The 18,296-nt window shown below is 49.7% G+C and carries 15 protein-coding genes; 4 read left to right on the forward strand and 11 right to left on the reverse strand.

Annotation, left to right across the window (positions count from 1 at the left end):
* Window positions 1-1,047 precede the first annotated feature (1,047 nt).
* Together DXB92_RS06130 and DXB92_RS06135 are read left to right on the forward strand one after the other, a co-directional pair.
* Window positions 1,048-2,532 (forward strand): family 43 glycosylhydrolase, encoded by a 1,485-nt coding sequence (locus tag DXB92_RS06130; RefSeq protein ID WP_117733232.1) that lies wholly within the window; start codon window positions 1,048-1,050, stop codon window positions 2,530-2,532.
* Between the two features lie 15 nt (window positions 2,533-2,547).
* Entirely contained in the window at window positions 2,548-4,053 is a 1,506-nt protein-coding gene (locus DXB92_RS06135) for a UDP-glucose--hexose-1-phosphate uridylyltransferase (RefSeq protein WP_117733171.1), read from the forward strand.
* Between the two features lie 338 nt (window positions 4,054-4,391).
* Here the strand turns inward: DXB92_RS06135 and DXB92_RS06140 are convergent, their stop codons facing one another.
* Window positions 4,392-5,561, reverse strand: coding sequence for a cation diffusion facilitator family transporter (locus DXB92_RS06140; RefSeq protein ID WP_117733174.1), 1,170 nt, complete (start codon window positions 5,559-5,561; stop codon window positions 4,392-4,394).
* 695 nt (window positions 5,562-6,256) lie between these two features.
* On the opposite strand from DXB92_RS06140, the gene DXB92_RS06145 reads away from it, so the two are divergent.
* On the forward strand, window positions 6,257-7,030 hold the full coding sequence (locus DXB92_RS06145; RefSeq protein WP_187118437.1) for a LytTR family DNA-binding domain-containing protein: 774 nt from the start codon (window positions 6,257-6,259) through the stop codon (window positions 7,028-7,030).
* 5 nt (window positions 7,031-7,035) lie between these two features.
* Window positions 7,036-8,313, forward strand: a complete 1,278-nt coding sequence (locus tag DXB92_RS06150; protein WP_117733178.1) for a sensor histidine kinase — start codon at window positions 7,036-7,038, stop codon at window positions 8,311-8,313.
* A 45-nt stretch (window positions 8,314-8,358) separates the two neighbouring features.
* On the opposite strand, the gene DXB92_RS06155 is transcribed toward DXB92_RS06150, so the two are convergent.
* From DXB92_RS06155 to DXB92_RS13950, 10 genes are all read right to left on the reverse strand, one after another.
* Entirely contained in the window at window positions 8,359-9,189 is an 831-nt protein-coding gene (locus DXB92_RS06155; RefSeq protein WP_117733180.1) for a helix-turn-helix domain-containing protein, read from the reverse strand.
* A gap of 600 nt (window positions 9,190-9,789) precedes the next feature.
* The gene (locus DXB92_RS06160) at window positions 9,790-11,265 is read right to left on the reverse strand and encodes an APC family permease (protein WP_117733182.1); all 1,476 of its coding nucleotides are present in this window, start codon (window positions 11,263-11,265) and stop codon (window positions 9,790-9,792) included.
* Between the two features lie 216 nt (window positions 11,266-11,481).
* Window positions 11,482-11,844, reverse strand: coding sequence for a P-II family nitrogen regulator (locus tag DXB92_RS06165; protein WP_021682501.1), 363 nt, complete (start codon window positions 11,842-11,844; stop codon window positions 11,482-11,484).
* 158 nt (window positions 11,845-12,002) lie between these two features.
* Complete coding sequence (locus DXB92_RS06170; RefSeq protein ID WP_117733184.1) at window positions 12,003-13,115, reverse strand: FAD-binding oxidoreductase; 1,113 nt, start codon at window positions 13,113-13,115, stop codon at window positions 12,003-12,005.
* A complete protein-coding gene (locus DXB92_RS06175) occupies window positions 13,112-13,432 on the reverse strand; it encodes a (2Fe-2S)-binding protein (protein ID WP_117733186.1) in 321 nt (106 codons plus the stop codon). Before DXB92_RS06175 ends, DXB92_RS06170 begins: the two co-directional genes overlap by 4 nt.
* Window positions 13,429-15,015 (reverse strand): FAD-dependent oxidoreductase, encoded by a 1,587-nt coding sequence (locus DXB92_RS06180; protein WP_117733233.1) that lies wholly within the window; start codon window positions 15,013-15,015, stop codon window positions 13,429-13,431. The genes DXB92_RS06175 and DXB92_RS06180 overlap by 4 nt, the downstream gene beginning before the upstream one ends.
* On the reverse strand, window positions 15,015-15,341 hold the full coding sequence (locus DXB92_RS06185; RefSeq protein WP_021682506.1) for a (2Fe-2S)-binding protein: 327 nt from the start codon (window positions 15,339-15,341) through the stop codon (window positions 15,015-15,017). The genes DXB92_RS06180 and DXB92_RS06185 overlap by 1 nt, the downstream gene beginning before the upstream one ends.
* A gap of 19 nt (window positions 15,342-15,360) precedes the next feature.
* Complete coding sequence (locus DXB92_RS06190) at window positions 15,361-16,494, reverse strand: tyramine oxidase subunit B (protein WP_021682507.1); 1,134 nt, start codon at window positions 16,492-16,494, stop codon at window positions 15,361-15,363.
* A gap of 349 nt (window positions 16,495-16,843) precedes the next feature.
* Window positions 16,844-17,992, reverse strand: a complete 1,149-nt coding sequence (fucO, locus tag DXB92_RS06195; RefSeq protein ID WP_117733188.1) for a lactaldehyde reductase — start codon at window positions 17,990-17,992, stop codon at window positions 16,844-16,846.
* A 102-nt stretch (window positions 17,993-18,094) separates the two neighbouring features.
* Window positions 18,095-18,295 carry a hypothetical protein gene (locus tag DXB92_RS13950; RefSeq protein WP_117733190.1) on the reverse strand — a complete coding sequence of 67 codons (201 nt, stop codon included), beginning with the start codon at window positions 18,293-18,295 and terminating at the stop codon, window positions 18,095-18,097.
* Between the last annotated feature and the right edge of the window lies 1 nt (window position 18,296).

Consider the following 18,296-nt stretch of genomic DNA (forward strand, 5'->3'; position numbering starts at 1 on the left):
ATTTTTGTGTCAGTCATATTCATAAGCCATATTCCTTAGATTTCAGCAATTTAGTTGAATAAAATGGCTAATTTTCTGCTTTGATTTTTATTTTGAATTGTGCTTTTTGCACATTTTTCTGTGGTTTTACGTTTACTTTAAGTATAACACTTTTATGTGAAATTGTCAATGTCTATTGAAGAAAACCGCATTATACCAAACCGGCAGCTGTGCTTTGTGCAACATTCCCTTAAATCTCCTGTGGTAGTTGTTTCAATTTGTTTTTTCTCCCTTTGGATGCTGTTTTGAGAAGCCGCTTTTTTTCCTTCCTGATATTACTAAGACAATGGAGCATGGCAAAATGGGAAGGTTGCATATGTAAACTTTATATGAATTTTAAAAAACAGAAAAGGCAGCATACAAAACCGGTTATTTCACCGGATTGTATGCTGCTTAGGGAAAATGATTTTAAGGCAATACCGCACAAAGATTGTGCGACAGATGCGTCGTCAAATTTTTCGTCAGATGAAACAAAAAGCGGAGTGAATACTTGATGTATTCACGAGCATTTTTGTGAAATATGAGAGTCTGTTTCGTATCTGACGTATGCAGATTGCGTCGTCAGATTTTTTGAGAGATGAAGGGAAAAACGGAGAAAATCCTTTGTGGATTTTCGAGTATTTTCCCGAAATATCTCAAAAAATATGCACGCAAGATGCGTGCGGGAAGATACGAAACAGGCTCTGAAGGGAAATTTGCAAGCAGATGGCGTGCAAAGTCGCCAGACGCTCTTTGTGCGGTATTGCCTTAAAGTATATCATTGACATTTGCTTGAATTAGGGTGTGTTGAAACGAAGCCTGACACGTGTCTTTTCGGCAAAATTCACGATTTTCCACGTAAAAACACCACCTGAAAAGCTTTGTCAAAACCACCAAATTTATGAAATGTTTCTTCTGTTTTTTAATGAAAAACGCTATTGACAGATGCAGAAAAATCGCATATAATGAACTTAATCCAGGTGGAACAATGTTGTTTCTCCGGAAATGAAAAGAAAGGAATTTTTTCTGATGAAAAAACAAGTATATAACCCTTTTCTCCCCATTTATGAATGTGTTCCGGACGGTGAACCCCATGTGTTCGGTGACCGTGTATACCTGTACGGCTCCCACGACAAAGAGGGCGGCGAAACCTTCTGCATGCTGGACTACACCACCTACTCTGCTCCGGTGACGGACCTGTCCGACTGGCGTTGCGAGGGCACTATTTACCGTGCCGATCAGGATCCGGCATATCCCACAGACCGGAAATTCATGTACGCTCCGGACGTTGTACAGGGCAATGACGGCAGATTTTACCTTTACTACTGTATGTCCGGCAGAGCTGGCTTCGGCGGCTACAACGGACCGATCAGCGTGGCTGTCAGCGATTCTCCGGCAGGACCATTCCGGTATCTGGGCTTTGTGCACTATCCTGATGGCAGCCCCATGCTGAACTACATCTGCTTCGATCCCGGCGTTATCAACGATGACGGCACGATCCGCATTTACTACGGCACATGGTCAGACGAGGCTCTGGACAAGGACTTCCCGAACCACGAGAAAGCCATTCAGGCAGTCATGCAGCGGTATCACAAGAGCCGAAACGAAGTCCTGCAAACAGAGGGCAGTGTCATGGGTCCCTGCACAGTCACTGTGGGAGATGACATGCTGACAGTCACCAGCGAACCGCGGCACATCATTCCGGCATACACCATTGGCACCAGCTTCGAGGAGCACCCGTTCTTTGAAGCAAGTTCCATTCGCAAGATCGGTGGCAAGTATTATTTCATCTACTCCTCCTGGCAGAACCACGAACTTTGCTATGCCACCAGCGACCTGCCGGACAGAGATTTCGTCTTTGGCGGCACTATCGTTTCCAACGGTGATGTCGGTTATCATGGCAGAAGCGAAAAAGACCGCCTGAACATGACCGGCACCACACACGGCAGCATCGAATGTATCAACGGACAGTGGTACGTATTCTATCACCGCCTGACTCACAAGTCCGACTACAGCCGTCAGGCATGTGCAGAACCCATTACCATTCTGCCGGACGGCAGCATTCCGCAGGTAGAGATCACCTCCTGCGGTCTGAACGGCAAGCCGCTGCACGGTACCGGCACCTATCCGGCAGTGATCGCCTGCAACATCACCAACGGACACATGCCCCACGGTTCCAACAAAATCTACACCGACAGTTTCCCCAACGCGACCCACTGCGGTGAGGATCGCTTTATCGGCGAAATTCAGGACGGCACCATGCTGGGATACAAGTACTTCGCATTCTCCGGTGCAAAGGAGATCGGCGTACAGTACCGCGGTTCCTGCAACGGCAAGTTTGTAGTTTCCGACAACATGGACGGCAAAAACATCGTGGCAGAGATTCCGGTTGCTCCGGCAGATGCATGGACGGAAAGCCGTGCTCCCCTGCACATTTCCGACGGCACTCACCCGCTGTATCTGTTCTACCGCGGCGACGGTGAAGCAGCGGTCAAGGAATTGTATCTGGCATAACAGGAGAGAATGCATATGATCGAACAAAGCATACAGGAACTGATTCAGTACGGTATCGAAAAAGAACTGATCACGTCCGAAGATGAGATCTTCCTGCGGAATCAGCTTATGGATCTCTTGCAGCTTTCTGCGTGGAAAACGCCTGCCCTGCCGGAGGTGCTGCCCACCATTGACGAAATTCTGGACAAACTGGTGTCCTATGCCGCAGAAAAAGGCATCATCACCGACTCCAACGCCGCCAGAGATCTGTTTGACACCCGCATCATGGGGCTGCTGACAGAACGCCCGCACACAGTGAACCGCAGCTTTTTTGCCGCATATCACCGCAGTCCGGAAGAAGCCACAGACTGGTACTATCAGTACAGCAAGGACACCAACTACGTCCGTGCCGGCAGAATTGCCAAGGATCTGCGTTGGACATATGACTGCGAATACGGCACACTGGACGTAACCATTAACCGTTCCAAGCCGGAAAAAGACCCACGCGACATTGCCGCAGCCAAGAACCAGCCCCAGACCAAATATCCGGCATGCCAGCTTTGCATTGAAAACACCGGTTTTGCCGGCACGCTGACACACCCTGCACGGCAGAATCTCCGGCCGATCCCCATTTCCATTCACGGCGGAAACTGGGCTTTCCAGTACTCCCCCTATGGCTATTATAATGAACACTGCATCGTGTTCAATCAGAAACATGTTCCCATGGTGATCGATGCGGCAGTTTTTGAAAAGCTGTTCGATGTGCTGGACATGCTCCCCCACTATTTCATCGGCTCCAACGCCGATCTGCCGATTGTGGGCGGTTCTATCCTGAGCCACGAACATTTTCAGGGCGGACACTATACTTTCGCCATGGCAAAGGCTCCGGTGGAAACACCGTTCCTGCTGCCGAATCAGCCGGAAGTACAGGCGGGAATCGTCAAGTGGCCTATGTCGGTCATTCGCCTGCAAAGTGAAAATCGCTCTGCCCTTGCGACAGCCTGCGACCACGTGCTCACCCAGTGGCGAACCTATACCGATGCCGAAGCAGAAATCTATGCGGAAACAGACGGCACACCACACAACACCATTACCCCCATTGCCAGAATGCGTGGCAAACTGTACGAATGCGATCTGGTGCTGCGGAACAACCGCACCACGGCGGAACGCCCGCTGGGACTGTTCCACCCGAACCCGTCCCTGCACCATATCAAAAAGGAAAACATCGGTCTGATCGAAGTCATGGGACTGGCTGTCCTGCCGGCACGTCTGGCGGGAGAACTGCCGGTACTGGCAAGGGCGTTGTATTCTGATGCCGACCTGACACAGACTGACTCTCTCCGCAGTCACATGCCATGGCTGAAGGAAGTCCGCACACGCCACCCCGAAGCCAATGCGGAAAATGCGGAAACGATCATTCAGCAGGAAATCGGGGCAGTCTTTGAACAGGTTCTGCTGGACGCAGGTGTTTTCAAACGCACCGATGCCGGAAATGCACAGTTCCTGCGGTTCGTAGAACAGGTTCGCTCCACAGCAGATTAAGGAAACACTGCATAAAGCTTTGCATACACAACAGAACAGCCCTGCACGGTCTTTGCAAAACGCAGACCATGCAGGGCTGTTTCCATTATGGCAATACCGCATAAAGAGCGTCTGGCGACTTTGCACGCAATCTGCATACGTCAGATACAAAACAGACTCTCATATTTTACAAAAATGCTCGTGAATACATCAAGTATTCACTCCGCTTTTTGTTTCATCTGACGAAAAATTTGATGACGCATCTGTCGCACAATCTTTGTGCGGTATTGCCTTTGCACACACAACAGAACAGCCCTGCATGGTCTTTGCAAAACGCAGACCATGCAGGGCTGTTTTCACTATGTAAAATCCCGATCAAACGTCAGACTGACCTGACAGGTTTTGTCCATGCGGGACAGTTCGCCGGAAATCATATCCAACAATTCATCATTGGTATAGGTACAATCAAAAGGTACCAGTATGTCAAAAATCAAACGATTGGTGTTTTCGCCGGACACCAGCCGAAAATCGTGCAGGCTCAAATTCTGATGCAGTTCGGCAATCACCTGTTCTGCCATGTGCCGATAGTGGTTGACAGCGGCGTTGTCCACCTCCACAGGATCCATGTGGATCGTCATCAGAATGTGCAGCTTTTCCTCGATTTCCCGTTCGATCAAGTCCACAACTTCATGCACCGCAACAAAATCAGAGTCGCTCCGCACTTCCACATGACAGCTTCCCATAGTCCGACCCGGACCGTAATTGTGCAGGATCAGATCATGCACACCAATGATTTTTTCATGTGCCAGCACCAGTTCTTTCAGCTTCTGCACCGTTTCCACATCTGCCGGCTTTCCCAGAAGATCGCCGACCGTATCCCGAATGATGTCGAAAGCCGTTTTCAGAATGAACAGAGAAACTGCCGTACCCATAATACCGTCCACCGGCAGCGTTGTCACCAGCGACAGCAGCAGTGCCAGAATGGTTGCTCCGGTAGCTGCCACATCGCTGCGGCTGTCTTTCGCCGTGGCGATCATCACCGTGGACTGTATCCGTTTCCCCAGTTTGGTGTTGAACCACGCCATCCAAAGCTTGACTCCAATTGACAGAACCAGCACCGCCAGCGTCAGCCAGCGGAACTGCACCGCGTCCGGACGAATGATCTTTTCCACAGAATTCCGCAGCAGTTCAAACCCCATAAGGGCGATCATCACAGCAATGACCAGTGAAGTCAGGTACTCCATTCTGCCGTGCCCAAAGGGGTGTCCCTTGTCTGCCGGCTTCGCCGCCAGTTTATAGCCAAACAGGGTAACCAAACAGCTGGCACAGTCTGACAGGTTATTGAACGCATCAGAAACAATGGCGATCGAGTGGGAAAGCGTACCCATGACATATTTCAGGACAAACAACAGAATATTGCAGCAGATTCCCACCACACTGCTGCATGTCCCGTATGCCTTTCTCACATTCGGGTCTTCTACCTGTTCATAATTAGAAATGCACCGCTTCAAAAAACGCTCCAGTAGCATATGATCCTCTCCTAGTGAAAACATTCTGATCATTATAGCACATTCTACACAAAATGTCAATGATGTGAAAAATACACGGTTTTGTACTGAATCGCCTGAGATTTGAAAAATTGATAGTTCCGTCTTTTTTGTATTTTTTTGTAAAGCAAACGATGCAGAATGTCGAATCGTGTCGTATCCTGTCGAATCCGAAACATTTTTCCAAAAAAAGTCTGGATTTCCATTGATTTTTTCCGCACCATATGTTATAATTATAATAAATTCTATATAGTTCAATCATTTCATTATAAGAGCAAAAATAGAATAGTCGCATTTCCGATTTGTAAAAAACATGTAATTACACAAGAAAACGACGTATAGGCAAACTGACCGTATGTAAAGGAAACACTGAATAAAGCTTGTGCGTAAGATGCGTAGTCAGATTTTTCGGCAGATTGCCTAGAAATTCCGCAGGCATACTGCCGTATGGCAAGGGATTTCTGGGCAATATGACGGAAAATCTGCAAGCAGATTGCGTACAAAGCCGTCAGGCGGGCTTTATTCAGCGTTTCCTAAAGCCGACAGGCAGACATCCGTGCGGCATTGCCTGCAACACACATTGTCAAATTCAGAGATTCCATAAGCAACACTGCACAGAGCCGCCATGCGGGATCCTGCACAGTATTGCACACAGAACAGGAGGTCTATCCAATCACATGGTTCCAATGAAAATTGCTATTGCAGACGATGAACTGTATGTCTGTCAGCAGATTCGAGAATGCCTTTTGCAATACAGTACACAAAAAAACGTGGACATGGATGCACCGGACATTTACACCGACTGCCGCACGCTGTACAACACCGATCTGAGTGGCAAACGCTATGACGTTGTTTTTATGGACATTGACTTTTCCGGTGAAAACAACATCGCCAGACTTTTCTCTGACAGCTATGCTGTACGGGAACGGTGCTCCGACGGACTGGCACTGGGCACGTACTTGCGACACATACTGGGACATCAGAATTTTGACATTATATATGTGACATCTCATGAAAATTATGCCATCCATGCCATTCCCATTCGTCCGGCAGCATTTGTGCAAAAGCCGGTCACTTTTCAGAAAATTGCCCATGCTCTGGACGATATGCTGTATTATCGGGACATTTCCCACCGCATCTTCAAATGTACCAGCAACAAATCTCTGGTGCATGTGCAGGTGTCCCATATTCGCTATCTGAACAGCTGCGGAAGAAAGGTATATCTGCAAACTACGGATTCCCGCATCTCCTTTTACGGAAAGCTGTCAGAAGTACAGCAGGAGCCCTGCTTCAGTTCATTTATCCAGATCCACAAGTCCTATCTGGTCAATCCGGACTATATCGACCATATTTCCTCCAACACCGTCTTTTTGCAGGGCAGTTCTCATGAACAGCTCCCTATTAGCAGAGCCTATCAGCCGCTGGTGGAGCAGTGGCTCATGAAGGGCTAAGCGCCATGAAACAGTATATCACGATCATTTCTAATATTTTCCACATTTACGCAGTCTATCAGTTTTCTCAGCTGCTGTTTCAAAAGGACCCCAGCCGGAAACGGACAGAGATCCTGGCGTATATCGGATATTTTTTGCTGAACAGCGGCTGCTTTATCTTGTTTCACAATATTGTGATAAATGTTCTCAGCAATATTCTCCTGTTTTTCTGCATTACCCTGCTCTATCCGACCACATGGGCACACCGGATCCTTGCAACTGTTTCCATTTATATCATCAGCATGGCAGCAGATATTCTCTGTACCACGATCTCGATCTGGTGCGAGTATACCCTGTTCTTCACCAGCGGATTCGCTGCCTCACTTCTCATGCTGATCATTGCACGCATGAGCCTGCACTTTCATCTGTACAAAAGCGATGTCATTCCGCGGCTAAACATATTTTATGTTTTTACCGCCATTTTCATTCCCTTAGGCAGTATCCTTCTGGCACACTACATTGCCCGCACACTTTCATGGCGTTCCCTGGTGGCTGCCATTGTCCTTCTGCTGATCAATGTCAGTGTCTTTTCCCTCTATGACCGCATGATTCACCTGATGCAGGAGCGTCACACCGCACTGCTGATCGAAAAGCAAAACAAAGCCTATCAGCAACAGCTGCAATTCATGCAGAAGAGCCAGATGCGGCTGCGGTTTTTACGGCATGACATGAAAAACCACTTATTCCAGATCAAGCATTTTCTGGAAACCAACGACATGGAGGGAATGTACACGTATATCAACGATCTGGAGGATAATCTGGATCTGACCCAGAGCATCACCTACACCCAGCATGAAGCCATCAACAGTATCCTGAACTACAAGCTTCTGCCGCTGCGGACAGACGGCGTTGCACTGGAAGTAGACGTACAGCTGCCGGATCAGCTGACATATCCCATTTTTGATTTGAATGTACTGCTGGGCAACTTGCTGGACAATGCCATTGAAGCCACTGCATTGGTGACTCCGAAAGAAAATCAAAAAATCACACTGAAAATGAAAGAACGGTTCGGTGCCCTGCAACTACAGGTCGGAAACCGTTTCAACAGCAATATTGTACCTAAAAGCGGTACACACAAGTCGGACAAGATCAACCACGGACTAGGACTGAAAAGCGTACAGGAAATCGTCCGGCGACATCACGGGAAAATGTGGATCGTTCCGGAAAAAGACTGGTTCGAGATCAATATCATCCTATATGATTCTAATCCGGAAAAACTGCAAGGTTCCGGAAAGTCTATATAAAAAGTAACACCGCATAACTATTTATGCGGTGTTGTTTTTCGTTTTTCACTGCACGATTCGCAGTTTTTCCTCAAAGGAATCGTGCAGCAGCAGCTTCTGGTATTTTTTCGGTGTCAGACCGGTATAGGCTTTGAAGTCATGCACAAAGTGCGACTGATCAAAATATCCCAGATCTGCGGCAATTTCCGTTAGAGAACGCCCCTTGTGCTGATTCTGGTTCAGGGCAGAAACCGCCGCCTGAAACCGTACAATTTTGGCAAGCTGCTTCGGACTCAGACCCGTTTCATTGCGGAAGCAGCGGTCAATATATCGTGCAGTGTAGCCGGTGTCCTCTGCCAGCTGTTCAATGGAAATGCTGCCGGCAGAGCGGATCAGCAGGTTGAATGAATGGAGCACCAGCAGGTTGCTGTGTTCCATGGGACAGGCACGACGATAAATGTTCATGTAGGAACGCATGAATGCCCGAATCTGTTTGCGGAAATCGGTTGTGCCGCAGATTCCCTCCAGCATGCGGCGATCCTGAATCAACTCGTCCAGCGGAATCTGATGATTCACCAGCTGGGACATGATCTCTGAACTTCCCAGAACCGGATTGTACCCCGGCAAAAACCGCACGCCGAAATAGCAGGTATCGGAGTGCAGCAGAACTGCCTGCGGAGCCAGAACAGTACCACAGATCTCTGCGTAAGGCTGCTCGGGATCACAGCAAAATACCATGTCCACACAGCCGTCTGGTACAGCATAGCGGGGTTCCGTTCCCGTAAAGCACTGATAAAAGTGCACAATGCCGTACCGATTTAAAATAAATTTTGCGTATGCTCTCGATGATGTCACAAAAAATGGTTGCTTGGGTGTCATATAAATCTGTTGTTCCATTGCGGTCCACTTCCCATTTTTCGGGCAGACTTGACAGGCATGCCTTGTGCAGGACTGCCCTTGCTTCTTCAAGGCAATACCGCACAAAGATTGTGCGACAGATGCGTCGTCAAATTTTTCGTCAGATGAAACAAAAAGCGAAGTGAATACTTGATGTATTCACGAGCATTTTTGTGAAATATGAGAGTCTGTTTCGTATCTGACGTATGCAGATTGCGTCGTCAGATTTTTTGAGAGATGAAGGGAAAACGGAGAAAATCCTTTGTGGATTTTCGAGTATTTTCCCGAAATATCTCGGAAAATATGCACGCAAGATGCGTGCGAGAAGATACGAAACAGGCTCTGAAGGGAAATTTGCAAGCAGATGGCGTGCAAAGTCGCCTGACGCTCTTTGTGCGGTATTGTCTCAATTCTCTATTATAATACAAAACCGACTTTTTTGCAAGTAGGCGAAAAAGCGTTTTTTCGTGAACCTTTTTGGACAATACCGCAAAAAACCGGCTGCCGCAGTATTTTCCCTGCGACAGCCGGTTTTAGGGCAATACCGCACAAAGAGCGTCTGACGACTTTGTGCGGTACTGCCTTAGAAATTATTCAATATTATTCCGGACGAGTACCGGTGTTGACATCTGCCGGCATGCTTTCGATTTCCGGTTTTGCATCCAGATGCAGCTTCTTGGCAACGTAAGGATTGTGGTTGATCTGGTACAGATCCGATTCCATTGCCATAACTTCCTTGATCTGATACGCCTTGAACATCGGTCGCTTCATCACACACTTGATCCAGATTACAGCGTAGACGGACAAAATCGCAACAGTAATCACGAAAATCAAATAGATCCGCTTTTTGACTTCCCAGCTGGAGTCAATATTGTAGATCATAAAGCCGTTGCCGATAATACCGATGATCGGAATCAGCGGGCCAAAGGGCAGCTTGAAAGTTCTGGGGGCTTTCGGCAGACGCTTCCGAAGAATCAGCACATCAAAATGCAGAATGATGTAGGAGAAGATCCAGAAAGTACAGCCCGTCAGAATCAGGAATGTCAGCTGATCGCTGGTGGAAAGTCCGGTGATGTTGATGAGAATCATTGCCGCAGCCACCAGCAGCAGTCCTACATAAGGTGTTCCACGCTTGTTCTTCCGCATAAAAACAGAAGGCAGCAGCTGGATCTTTGCCATACCAGAACAAATCTGTGCAATGGAAAACATCGCCGTGTTCAGCGTGCTGATTACAGCCAGCAGGGAAATCACCGTCATCCAGATCGTACCGACCTTGCCGTACAGCAGTGAACCGTACAGGATATGCGGCACAGTGCTTACACCCAGTTCGTCCCATGGGGTGTAGTGGCTGAAACCAATGACCATGAAGATCTGCATCACCAGAATGGCAACCAGACTGATGACCATGCCCAGCGGCACTTTTTTCCGCGGGTTCTTCACCTGTGTGGAAATCGGCACGATAAACTCTACCCCGATAAACAGGAAGAATGCCAGTCCCAGCAGAGAGAACACATCACCGGGCTTTGAGGAAAGCACTGCCGGCTGTTCCACGACCTGACCGGTGCCAAGCTTGATCGTTCCCATAATGCCCAGAAACAGCAGCGAACCGATCAGCCCGTATGCCACAATGTTCTGCACCTTGGCGAACATATCCACGCCGAACAGGTTCAGTCCCAACAGAATCAGGATCAGCACAATGGAATACACAGATCCCGGTATCGGCACACCTGTCAGCACATTGCTCAAGGTATTGCCGAACATTGCCGCTTCGGAACTGCCCATGATCGTCTGACATGTCAGATAACCGCCCACGGTAATGACAATGGACACAAACGGTCCGAAACATGCCAGCGTATACTGTGCCATGCCGCCGGTCAAGTTCGGCATCAGGGCATTCAGTTCACAAATTGAAAATGCCGTCAGAATGTTAAAGGCACAGGCAATTGCCATTGTAATGATAAACGGCAGACCAATGGTCGATGCTCCCTGCCCGATAGAAAGCAGACAGCTTGTGGCGATAATCAGTCCCACACCGGTTGCCACAATACTGGGCAGCCCCAACTTTTTCTCTTGCATTACGCTCAACTCTTTTCAAACACTTATTTAGGAAACACTGAATAAAGCTTGTGCGTAATATGCGTAGTCAGATTTTTCGGCAGATTACACAGAAATTCCGCAGGCAGACTGTATGTCTGGCAAGGGATTTCTGGGCAATATGACGGAAAATCTGCAAGCAGATTGCGTGCAAAGCCGTCAGGCGGGCTTTATGCAGTGTTTCCTTTAGTATCACCCTTATTTTTCTCCGTATAGCAGGGCATCAACGCCCTCCTCGCCGGTACGGACACGAACCACATTTGTCACATCGGAAACAAAAATTTTTCCGTCGCCGATATGACCGGTGTACAGTTCTTTCTTGACGAATTCCAGCAGTCCGTCCAGTTCCTCGGTGGGAAGAACGATCATGACAACCTCTTTCGGCAGCAGGCTGATCTCCTTGTTCTTCTCCTCCACTTCAAATTCCTGTGTGCCGTGCTGCACACCGCAGCCCAGCACCTGATATACCGTCATGCCGGTGATGTGGAATTTTCCCAACGCCTTTTTTAGCGGCTCGATCTTGGAAATACCGGTGATGATCTCAACTCTGGATAACTTCATAACGAATTCCTCCCACGATTACAAAAATTTCCAAAAAAAAGAAAAGATGCCGAATTTCCGCGAAATTCGACATCTTTGTCTTTCTGTACTCTATTATAGCAGATGACGCATCTGAAAAATTGTAAAAATCAGAACCTGCAAAATACTGCGGTGTTGCCTTACTGAAACCGGTCGTACCGCAGTGCGGACAAGTCCACTGCTGTTTCCTGCTCCATTGCCAGCTGTGACAGTACTAGTCCCACTGCCGGCGAGATGCCGAAGCCATGTCCGGTAAAGCCGCATGCCAGAATCAGTCCAGGCACTTCCTCGACCTTGCTGATGACCGGCACATGGTCGGCACATGCGTCCATCCAGCCAGCCCACGTCCGGACGACCTTGATGTTTGCCAGATCAGGGAAATAATGCATGATACCGCGGCAGGCTGCCGAAGCGGCAATGCTGGACGACAGCGGCTTGCCCGGCTTTGCATACGGTTCCAAGCCGGAGTTCAAGCCGAATACGAAAGAGCCATGCTCAGTCTGGTGTCCGTAGAAGTCTGCATCTGCGGTGCCCAGCATCTGCCAGAACATCGGACCTACCGCTTCTGTGACCAGTGTTTCCAGCAGCACCGGCTGCATTGGCACGTCAATGCCTACTGTGGAGGCAATAAAACGGCTCTCATAGCCTGCCGCCAGAATGATCTTGTCGCCTTCATAGACATTGCCGGACGCTGTGACGACCTGTCTTGCCGCACCCTTGATCTTCCGCAGTTCCACAACCTTTTCGCCGGAGATGAAATGTGCTCCCAGGCGGCGTGCCATTTTATAATAGCCCATGGTCGCCATCAGCGGGTTGGCGTGACCGTCCGTGGGACACCAGCTTGCACAGGTGACTGCCTCAGACAGGTACGGGTTGATGCGTCTGGCTTCGTCGCCGGTGATCATGCGGACATCGACACCGTGTGCAGCGGCACTGTCTGCCAGACCTGTCAGGATCTTCTGATGCTGGGGCGTGCTGCCCAGACGGAGATTGCCCTCCTGATAATATTCCACGTTGGTATCCAGCATATCCGAAAGCTGCGGCCAGATGTGCTCAATGGAGTACATCACCAGCGGCAGTTCTCTGGGATCACGTCCGGACTGACGAACGCCGCCGCCGTTGCGGGTGGAGCCGCCGTTGCCGATATTTTCGCTTCCCTCCAGCACAAGGACAGAAACGCCGTTTTTTGCAAGGTTATACGCTGCCGCACAGCCAATGATGCCGCCGCCAACAATGATGACTTCTGCATTCATTTTGTTTCCTCCTTATCTTTTGCCAGCACTTTCATTTCGATCGGACGCATGGGAGCTCTGCCGGTTGCCGGTCCCAACTCGTTGGGACGTACACCCAGTTCCCGTGACACAATGCCTTTCACCAGTTTGGTACAGGTCTGCCCCTGACAAAGCCCCATACCAGTTCTCAGATAGCGACGGATTTCCGTCAATGTAAACATGCCGTCATGTACGGCACGGCGAATCTCACCTTTGGTAATTTCTTCACAGCGGCAAACGATCATATCATCGTCCGGCTGCGGTACGAAGGGTTTCAGTTCCCGATTTCTGTCATTCATGCTGTCTCCTCCTCCCGAAAAAATCTTGCTTTCATGGCATATTCTTTCGGTACTTTCATCGTAAGCAGATTGGTGTGGTCGAACGCCTTGGCACTCCGCACATGAACCACCTCTGCGGCACAGACCTTTTCACCCTTTCGGTTCAGAGCCACGCCCTTGTCGCCCTTTTGCGGCAGCGGCAGGAACTCATAAGGCAGTGTCACTTCCGCCGTGCCGTCGCCGCAGTCTTCGTTGACCAAGAAGATCGCCTGACCGGAACAGGAAGCCACGCACATGCCGCAGCCGGTGCATTTCTTCTCCGGATCAATGGACGGCAGTGCCGTGATGTTGCTGCCGATACGGATACAGTGCTTCGGACAAGCGTCCTGACACGGGTTGCACGGAATATTCTGAGTACACTCAATGACAGGGTGCACACCGGCACTGTGTGTCACACCGGGGAACCGTTCGATTTCTTCCTCGGCAACGAAACCATGTTTCAACAGGTTTTGCGAAATTTCCACACCTTCTTCGGTTTCGGTGATCTGCTTGCCACGCATACCCGGAGCAAACATGCCCTGCCGCAGTCCCTCCAAAGCGGCTTCCTGCTTGGCAGCTTCTTCCTTACAGGTTTCCTCCGAAATGAATCCCAGTCTTGCCGCTGCGGCAATGCCGGCGATTCTGCCCTCGATCATGGCACTGGAAGCTTCTTCAATACCGGACACGTCACCGGCAGCATAGATGCCGGGAACCGATGTTTCACCGTACTCGTTGACAGTGGGAACAAATCCAGCCTTTGCCGGATTGTCCTCCATGGCACAGCCCGCCATATCGCAAAGTTTGGACATCGGTGAAAGCCCGACTGCCAGACAAATCGTATCCACATCGAAATGTTTTTCCGTGCCTGGAATGATCTGCCAGTTCTTGTCCACTTCTCCGATCGTCACGCCGGTGACGCAATCTTCCCCGTCTGCGGAAATAATTGTATGGGACAAATAAAACGGTACGCCGCATCTTGCCACCTTTGCCGCATGGACACCATAGCCGCCTACGCGGGGAGCTGCATCGGCAACAGCAACCACTTCACAGCCAGCCTGCATCAGCTGGAAGCTGACTACCAGACCGACGTTGCCGGAGCCCAGCATCAGCACACGCTTGCCCGGCAGGGTGCCGTGAAGGTTCATCATTGTCTGTGCGGCACCTGCTCCGATAACGCCCGGCAGGGTCCAGCCCGGAAATGTAACCATGTTCTCGCTGGCACCGGTGGCGATCAGAATGGTATCGCCTTTCACATGAATGACGTGATCTTCTACCTTTACGGTAACTTCCTTTTCCGGAAAGATACCGATGACAATGGCATTCAGGACAACCTCTACGCCCAGTTCTGCGGCTTCTGCCAGAAGTTCTTCCCCGATGTGGAATCCGCGAATCTTTGCCTTGTGTTCCTTGGAGCCGAAAAACTTATGGATCTGTTTGAACAGCTGTCCGCCGGGCTTGGCATTTTCGTCGTAAACGACAACGTGCATCCCCTTTTTCGCGGCTTCAATGGCTGCGGACAATCCTGCCGGACCTGCACCGACGACGATCATATCATAACGCTTCATCATTTTGCTGCACCTCCCGGCTGTTCTGCTGTCACACCATATTGTGTCCGAATCTCCATGCCTTCTTCCAGAGGCGTAATACATGTCCGCACATTCGGCTGCCCGTTTACGACCATTACGCAGTCTGTACAGCGACCGATCGCACAGAAGATTCCTCGCGGTTTGTGTTCCTTTCGGGTATAGCGGTGTACCATCACGCCGGCATTTTTCAGTGCCATTGCAATGGGCTCTCCGGCATATCCCTCCAAAGGCTTTCCGTCAAAAGTAAAGGAAACCAGCTTTCCCTTTTCATATGTCCCCAGAATCGGGTGTTCCTGAATTCTCATGTCTGCTCCTCCTGTCTGATCATACCATTTGCGGGGTATCCCAAAGCTTCAGCTTTGTACCGATGCCTTTTTTCAGTGCATTGCGGTAAACCATAGTGCCCCAGGCTACATCTTCCACCGGCATGCCGCCAATGGAATACACAATAATTTCGTCCTCTTTCCGATGCAGCGGAATGTTGCCCATCAGAATATCGCCCAGATCATCGACCTGCTCCGGCTTCATCTTGCCCTCTGCGATCAGATCCATGACATGCACCGCCGGAATCGGCACAGTGTTATAGGCATTCGGTTTCATTTCTTCTTCCCATGCCTCGTACAGCTTGATGTTGTCCGTTACAGTTCTCGCACGGTGAATTATGAAGTCATCATCAAACCGGAGAGCCGCCGTGGAACTGATCAGTGCACCCGGCTTGATCCATTCCTCTTTGATGTACGGATACAGGCTGGGGTCACCGGTAGGGGTGGAAGTACTTGCCGAAACAATGTCCGCATCTCGGACTGCCTCTTCTATGGTATCCACAGCGTACACATTTACCTGCGGATATTCTTTTTTCACGTGGGCAATGAACTTTTCCAGTGAAGCTTTGCCGCGTCCCTTGACCTTAATGGTTTCGATGTTCGGACGGACTGCCATGATCGCCGCCAGTGCGGTCTTGCTCATCACGCCCGGACCGATAATGGCAACCACCTTGGAATCCGGCTTGGACAAGTGCTTATATCCTACCCCCGGCACTGCACCAGTCCGGTATGCAGAAAGAATATTTGCGGACATGTATGCCACCGGTGCACCGGTATCCTTGTCGTTCAGCGTCAGCATCAGAATGGAACGGGGCAAGCCCTTTTCCTTGTTGGCACAGTTGGAGCCGTACCACTTCATGCCTGCCATATCAAACACGCCGCCCAGATAAGCCGGCATTGCCATGAATCTTCTGTCCGGTCCATCTACCGGCATTTCCGGAAACGGAGAAGACGGCGGGAACATGACCATACAGCCGTGGGAGTTCCCGTTCGCACCGCCCATGCGGTAGTTTCCCACCTTCATCAGCTTGAACATTTCCTCCATGGCTTCGATACAACCTGCCATATCCTTGACACCGGCTGCCACCATGTCCTCCTCATTCAGATACAAAAAATCAACTTCTGGATAGCTCATCTGAAATACCTCCTCCGGAACGCATCACGCACGACGCTGTACGCTGCTTTCCTGAAAAATAAAAAGGAGTTCAAATGACTGATTCATCTGAACTCCTTTGTTCGAGTATTATCTTATCACAATTACGGGAGGAAAAATTGTAAAAAACGGAACAAGGGCAATACCGCACAAAGATTGTGCGACAGATGCGTCGTCAAATTTTTCGTCAGATGAAACAAAAAGCGGAGTGAATACTTGATGTATTCACGAGCATTTTTGTGAAATATGACGGGAAATTTGCAAGCAGATGGCGTGCAAAGTCGCCAGACGCTCTTTGTGCGGTGTTGCCCAAGAAAAACGCTGCCGCCGGTTATACCATCAGCATGCGGAACATTTCGATCACCTGTTCCTGTGTTGCCTCTCTGGGGTTGCCCGGATAGCAGGCATCTGCCAAAGCATCTTTTGCCAGCTGCTCCAGATCTTCTTCCCTGATGCGTTCGTTCTTTTCCGGAATGCCTACGTCCTTGGACAGCTGACGAACTGCCGCAATTGCCGCATCACGGTATTCCTCCTGTGTCATGGTTTCAGTACCCTCTACGCCCATTGCCTTTGCAATCGCACGATACCGGTCACCGGTGTAGTCCCGATTGAACTCCATGGAGATCGGCAGCAGCATTGCACAAGCCACACCGTGCGGGGTGTCATAGTGTGCACTCAATGTATGTGCCATAGAGTGGTCGATTCCCAGCCCTACATTGGAAAAGCCCATGCCGGCAATGTACTGTGCCAGAGCCATGCCCTCTCTGCCGCTGGGCTTATTGGCTACAGCATCACGGAGATTCTCCGAGATCAGGCGAATGGCTTCCATGTGGAACATGTCCGGAATCTCCCATGCTGCCTTGGTGGTGTATCCCTCAATGGCATGAGTCAGTGCGTCCATACCGGTTGCGGCAGTCAGTCCCTTGGGCATGGAGGACATCATATCCGGATCCACAATGGCAACTGCCGGAATATCATTGGTATCCACGCAGACGAACTTCCGCTGTTTTTCCACATCTGTGATGACATAGTTGATCGTTACTTCTGCGGCAGTGCCGGCAGTTGTCGGAATCGCAATGGTGGGAACGGCGTGGTTCTTCGTCGGAGCAACACCCTCCAGCGAACGCACATCTGCGAATTCCGGATTGGTAATGATAATGCCGATCGCCTTTGCCGTGTCCATAGAGGAGCCGCCGCCAATGGCAACGATGGCATCTGCTCCGCAAGCCTGAAAAGCCGTTACACCCTCCTGCACGTTCTGAATGGTGGGATTCGGCTTGATCTTCGAGTAAACCGTGTATGCAATGCCGGCATTGTCCAGAATATCTGTCACCTTTGCCGTCACGCCAAATTGCAGCAGATCCGGATCTGTTGCAATAAACAGGTGCCGGTAGCCGTTGCTTTTTACTTCACTGACGATTTCCTGAATCGCACCTTTTCCATGATAAGAAATGTTGTTCAATACAATACGATTTGCCATAATGCATGCACCTCACGATAAAATTTATTGGTACTTCCATTTTCGAAGTACAAGCATATTATACACCATTTTTCAGGAAATGTCAATATGTAATGTGCAATATCACAAAAACGTATCTGTATCCAATGGTATGGGCGAATTGAAAGCGTAAAATCCTGCTATTTTCGGATCATGTTCATTCATAATATCTTCCTCTATACCGTAATGCTGCATGCCGTATTGCAGCAGCTGCCTGCCCGAATCTTTTCCGTGTTCCTCCGGCAGAAGAAAAAACATTACCAGCCGCTTTCCAACGGTGCCCATA

It is taken from the genome of Ruminococcus sp. OM06-36AC (assembly GCF_003438725.1).
In the GTDB taxonomy this organism is placed as follows: domain Bacteria; phylum Bacillota; class Clostridia; order Oscillospirales; family Ruminococcaceae; genus Ruminococcus_C; species Ruminococcus_C callidus.

What these genes read in the sequence shown, in the direction of transcription:
- DXB92_RS06130 (WP_117733232.1), top strand. Translation starts at nt 1,048, where the DNA reads ATGAAAAAACAAGTATATAACCCTTTTCTCCCCATTTATGAATGTGTT.
- DXB92_RS06135 (WP_117733171.1), top strand. Translation starts at nt 2,548, where the DNA reads ATGATCGAACAAAGCATACAGGAACTGATTCAGTACGGTATCGAAAAA.
- DXB92_RS06140 (WP_117733174.1), bottom strand. Translation starts at nt 5,561, where the DNA reads ATGCTACTGGAGCGTTTTTTGAAGCGGTGCATTTCTAATTATGAACAG.
- DXB92_RS06145 (WP_187118437.1), top strand. Translation starts at nt 6,257, where the DNA reads ATGGTTCCAATGAAAATTGCTATTGCAGACGATGAACTGTATGTCTGT.
- DXB92_RS06150 (WP_117733178.1), top strand. Translation starts at nt 7,036, where the DNA reads ATGAAACAGTATATCACGATCATTTCTAATATTTTCCACATTTACGCA.
- DXB92_RS06155 (WP_117733180.1), bottom strand. Translation starts at nt 9,189, where the DNA reads ATGGAACAACAGATTTATATGACACCCAAGCAACCATTTTTTGTGACA.
- DXB92_RS06160 (WP_117733182.1), bottom strand. Translation starts at nt 11,265, where the DNA reads ATGCAAGAGAAAAAGTTGGGGCTGCCCAGTATTGTGGCAACCGGTGTG.
- DXB92_RS06165 (WP_021682501.1), bottom strand. Translation starts at nt 11,844, where the DNA reads ATGAAGTTATCCAGAGTTGAGATCATCACCGGTATTTCCAAGATCGAG.
- DXB92_RS06170 (WP_117733184.1), bottom strand. Translation starts at nt 13,115, where the DNA reads ATGAATGCAGAAGTCATCATTGTTGGCGGCGGCATCATTGGCTGTGCG.
- DXB92_RS06175 (WP_117733186.1), bottom strand. Translation starts at nt 13,432, where the DNA reads ATGAATGACAGAAATCGGGAACTGAAACCCTTCGTACCGCAGCCGGAC.
- DXB92_RS06180 (WP_117733233.1), bottom strand. Translation starts at nt 15,015, where the DNA reads ATGAAGCGTTATGATATGATCGTCGTCGGTGCAGGTCCGGCAGGATTG.
- DXB92_RS06185 (WP_021682506.1), bottom strand. Translation starts at nt 15,341, where the DNA reads ATGAGAATTCAGGAACACCCGATTCTGGGGACATATGAAAAGGGAAAG.
- DXB92_RS06190 (WP_021682507.1), bottom strand. Translation starts at nt 16,494, where the DNA reads ATGAGCTATCCAGAAGTTGATTTTTTGTATCTGAATGAGGAGGACATG.
- fucO (WP_117733188.1), bottom strand. Translation starts at nt 17,992, where the DNA reads ATGGCAAATCGTATTGTATTGAACAACATTTCTTATCATGGAAAAGGT.
- DXB92_RS13950 (WP_117733190.1), bottom strand. Translation starts at nt 18,295, where the DNA reads ATGGGCACCGTTGGAAAGCGGCTGGTAATGTTTTTTCTTCTGCCGGAG.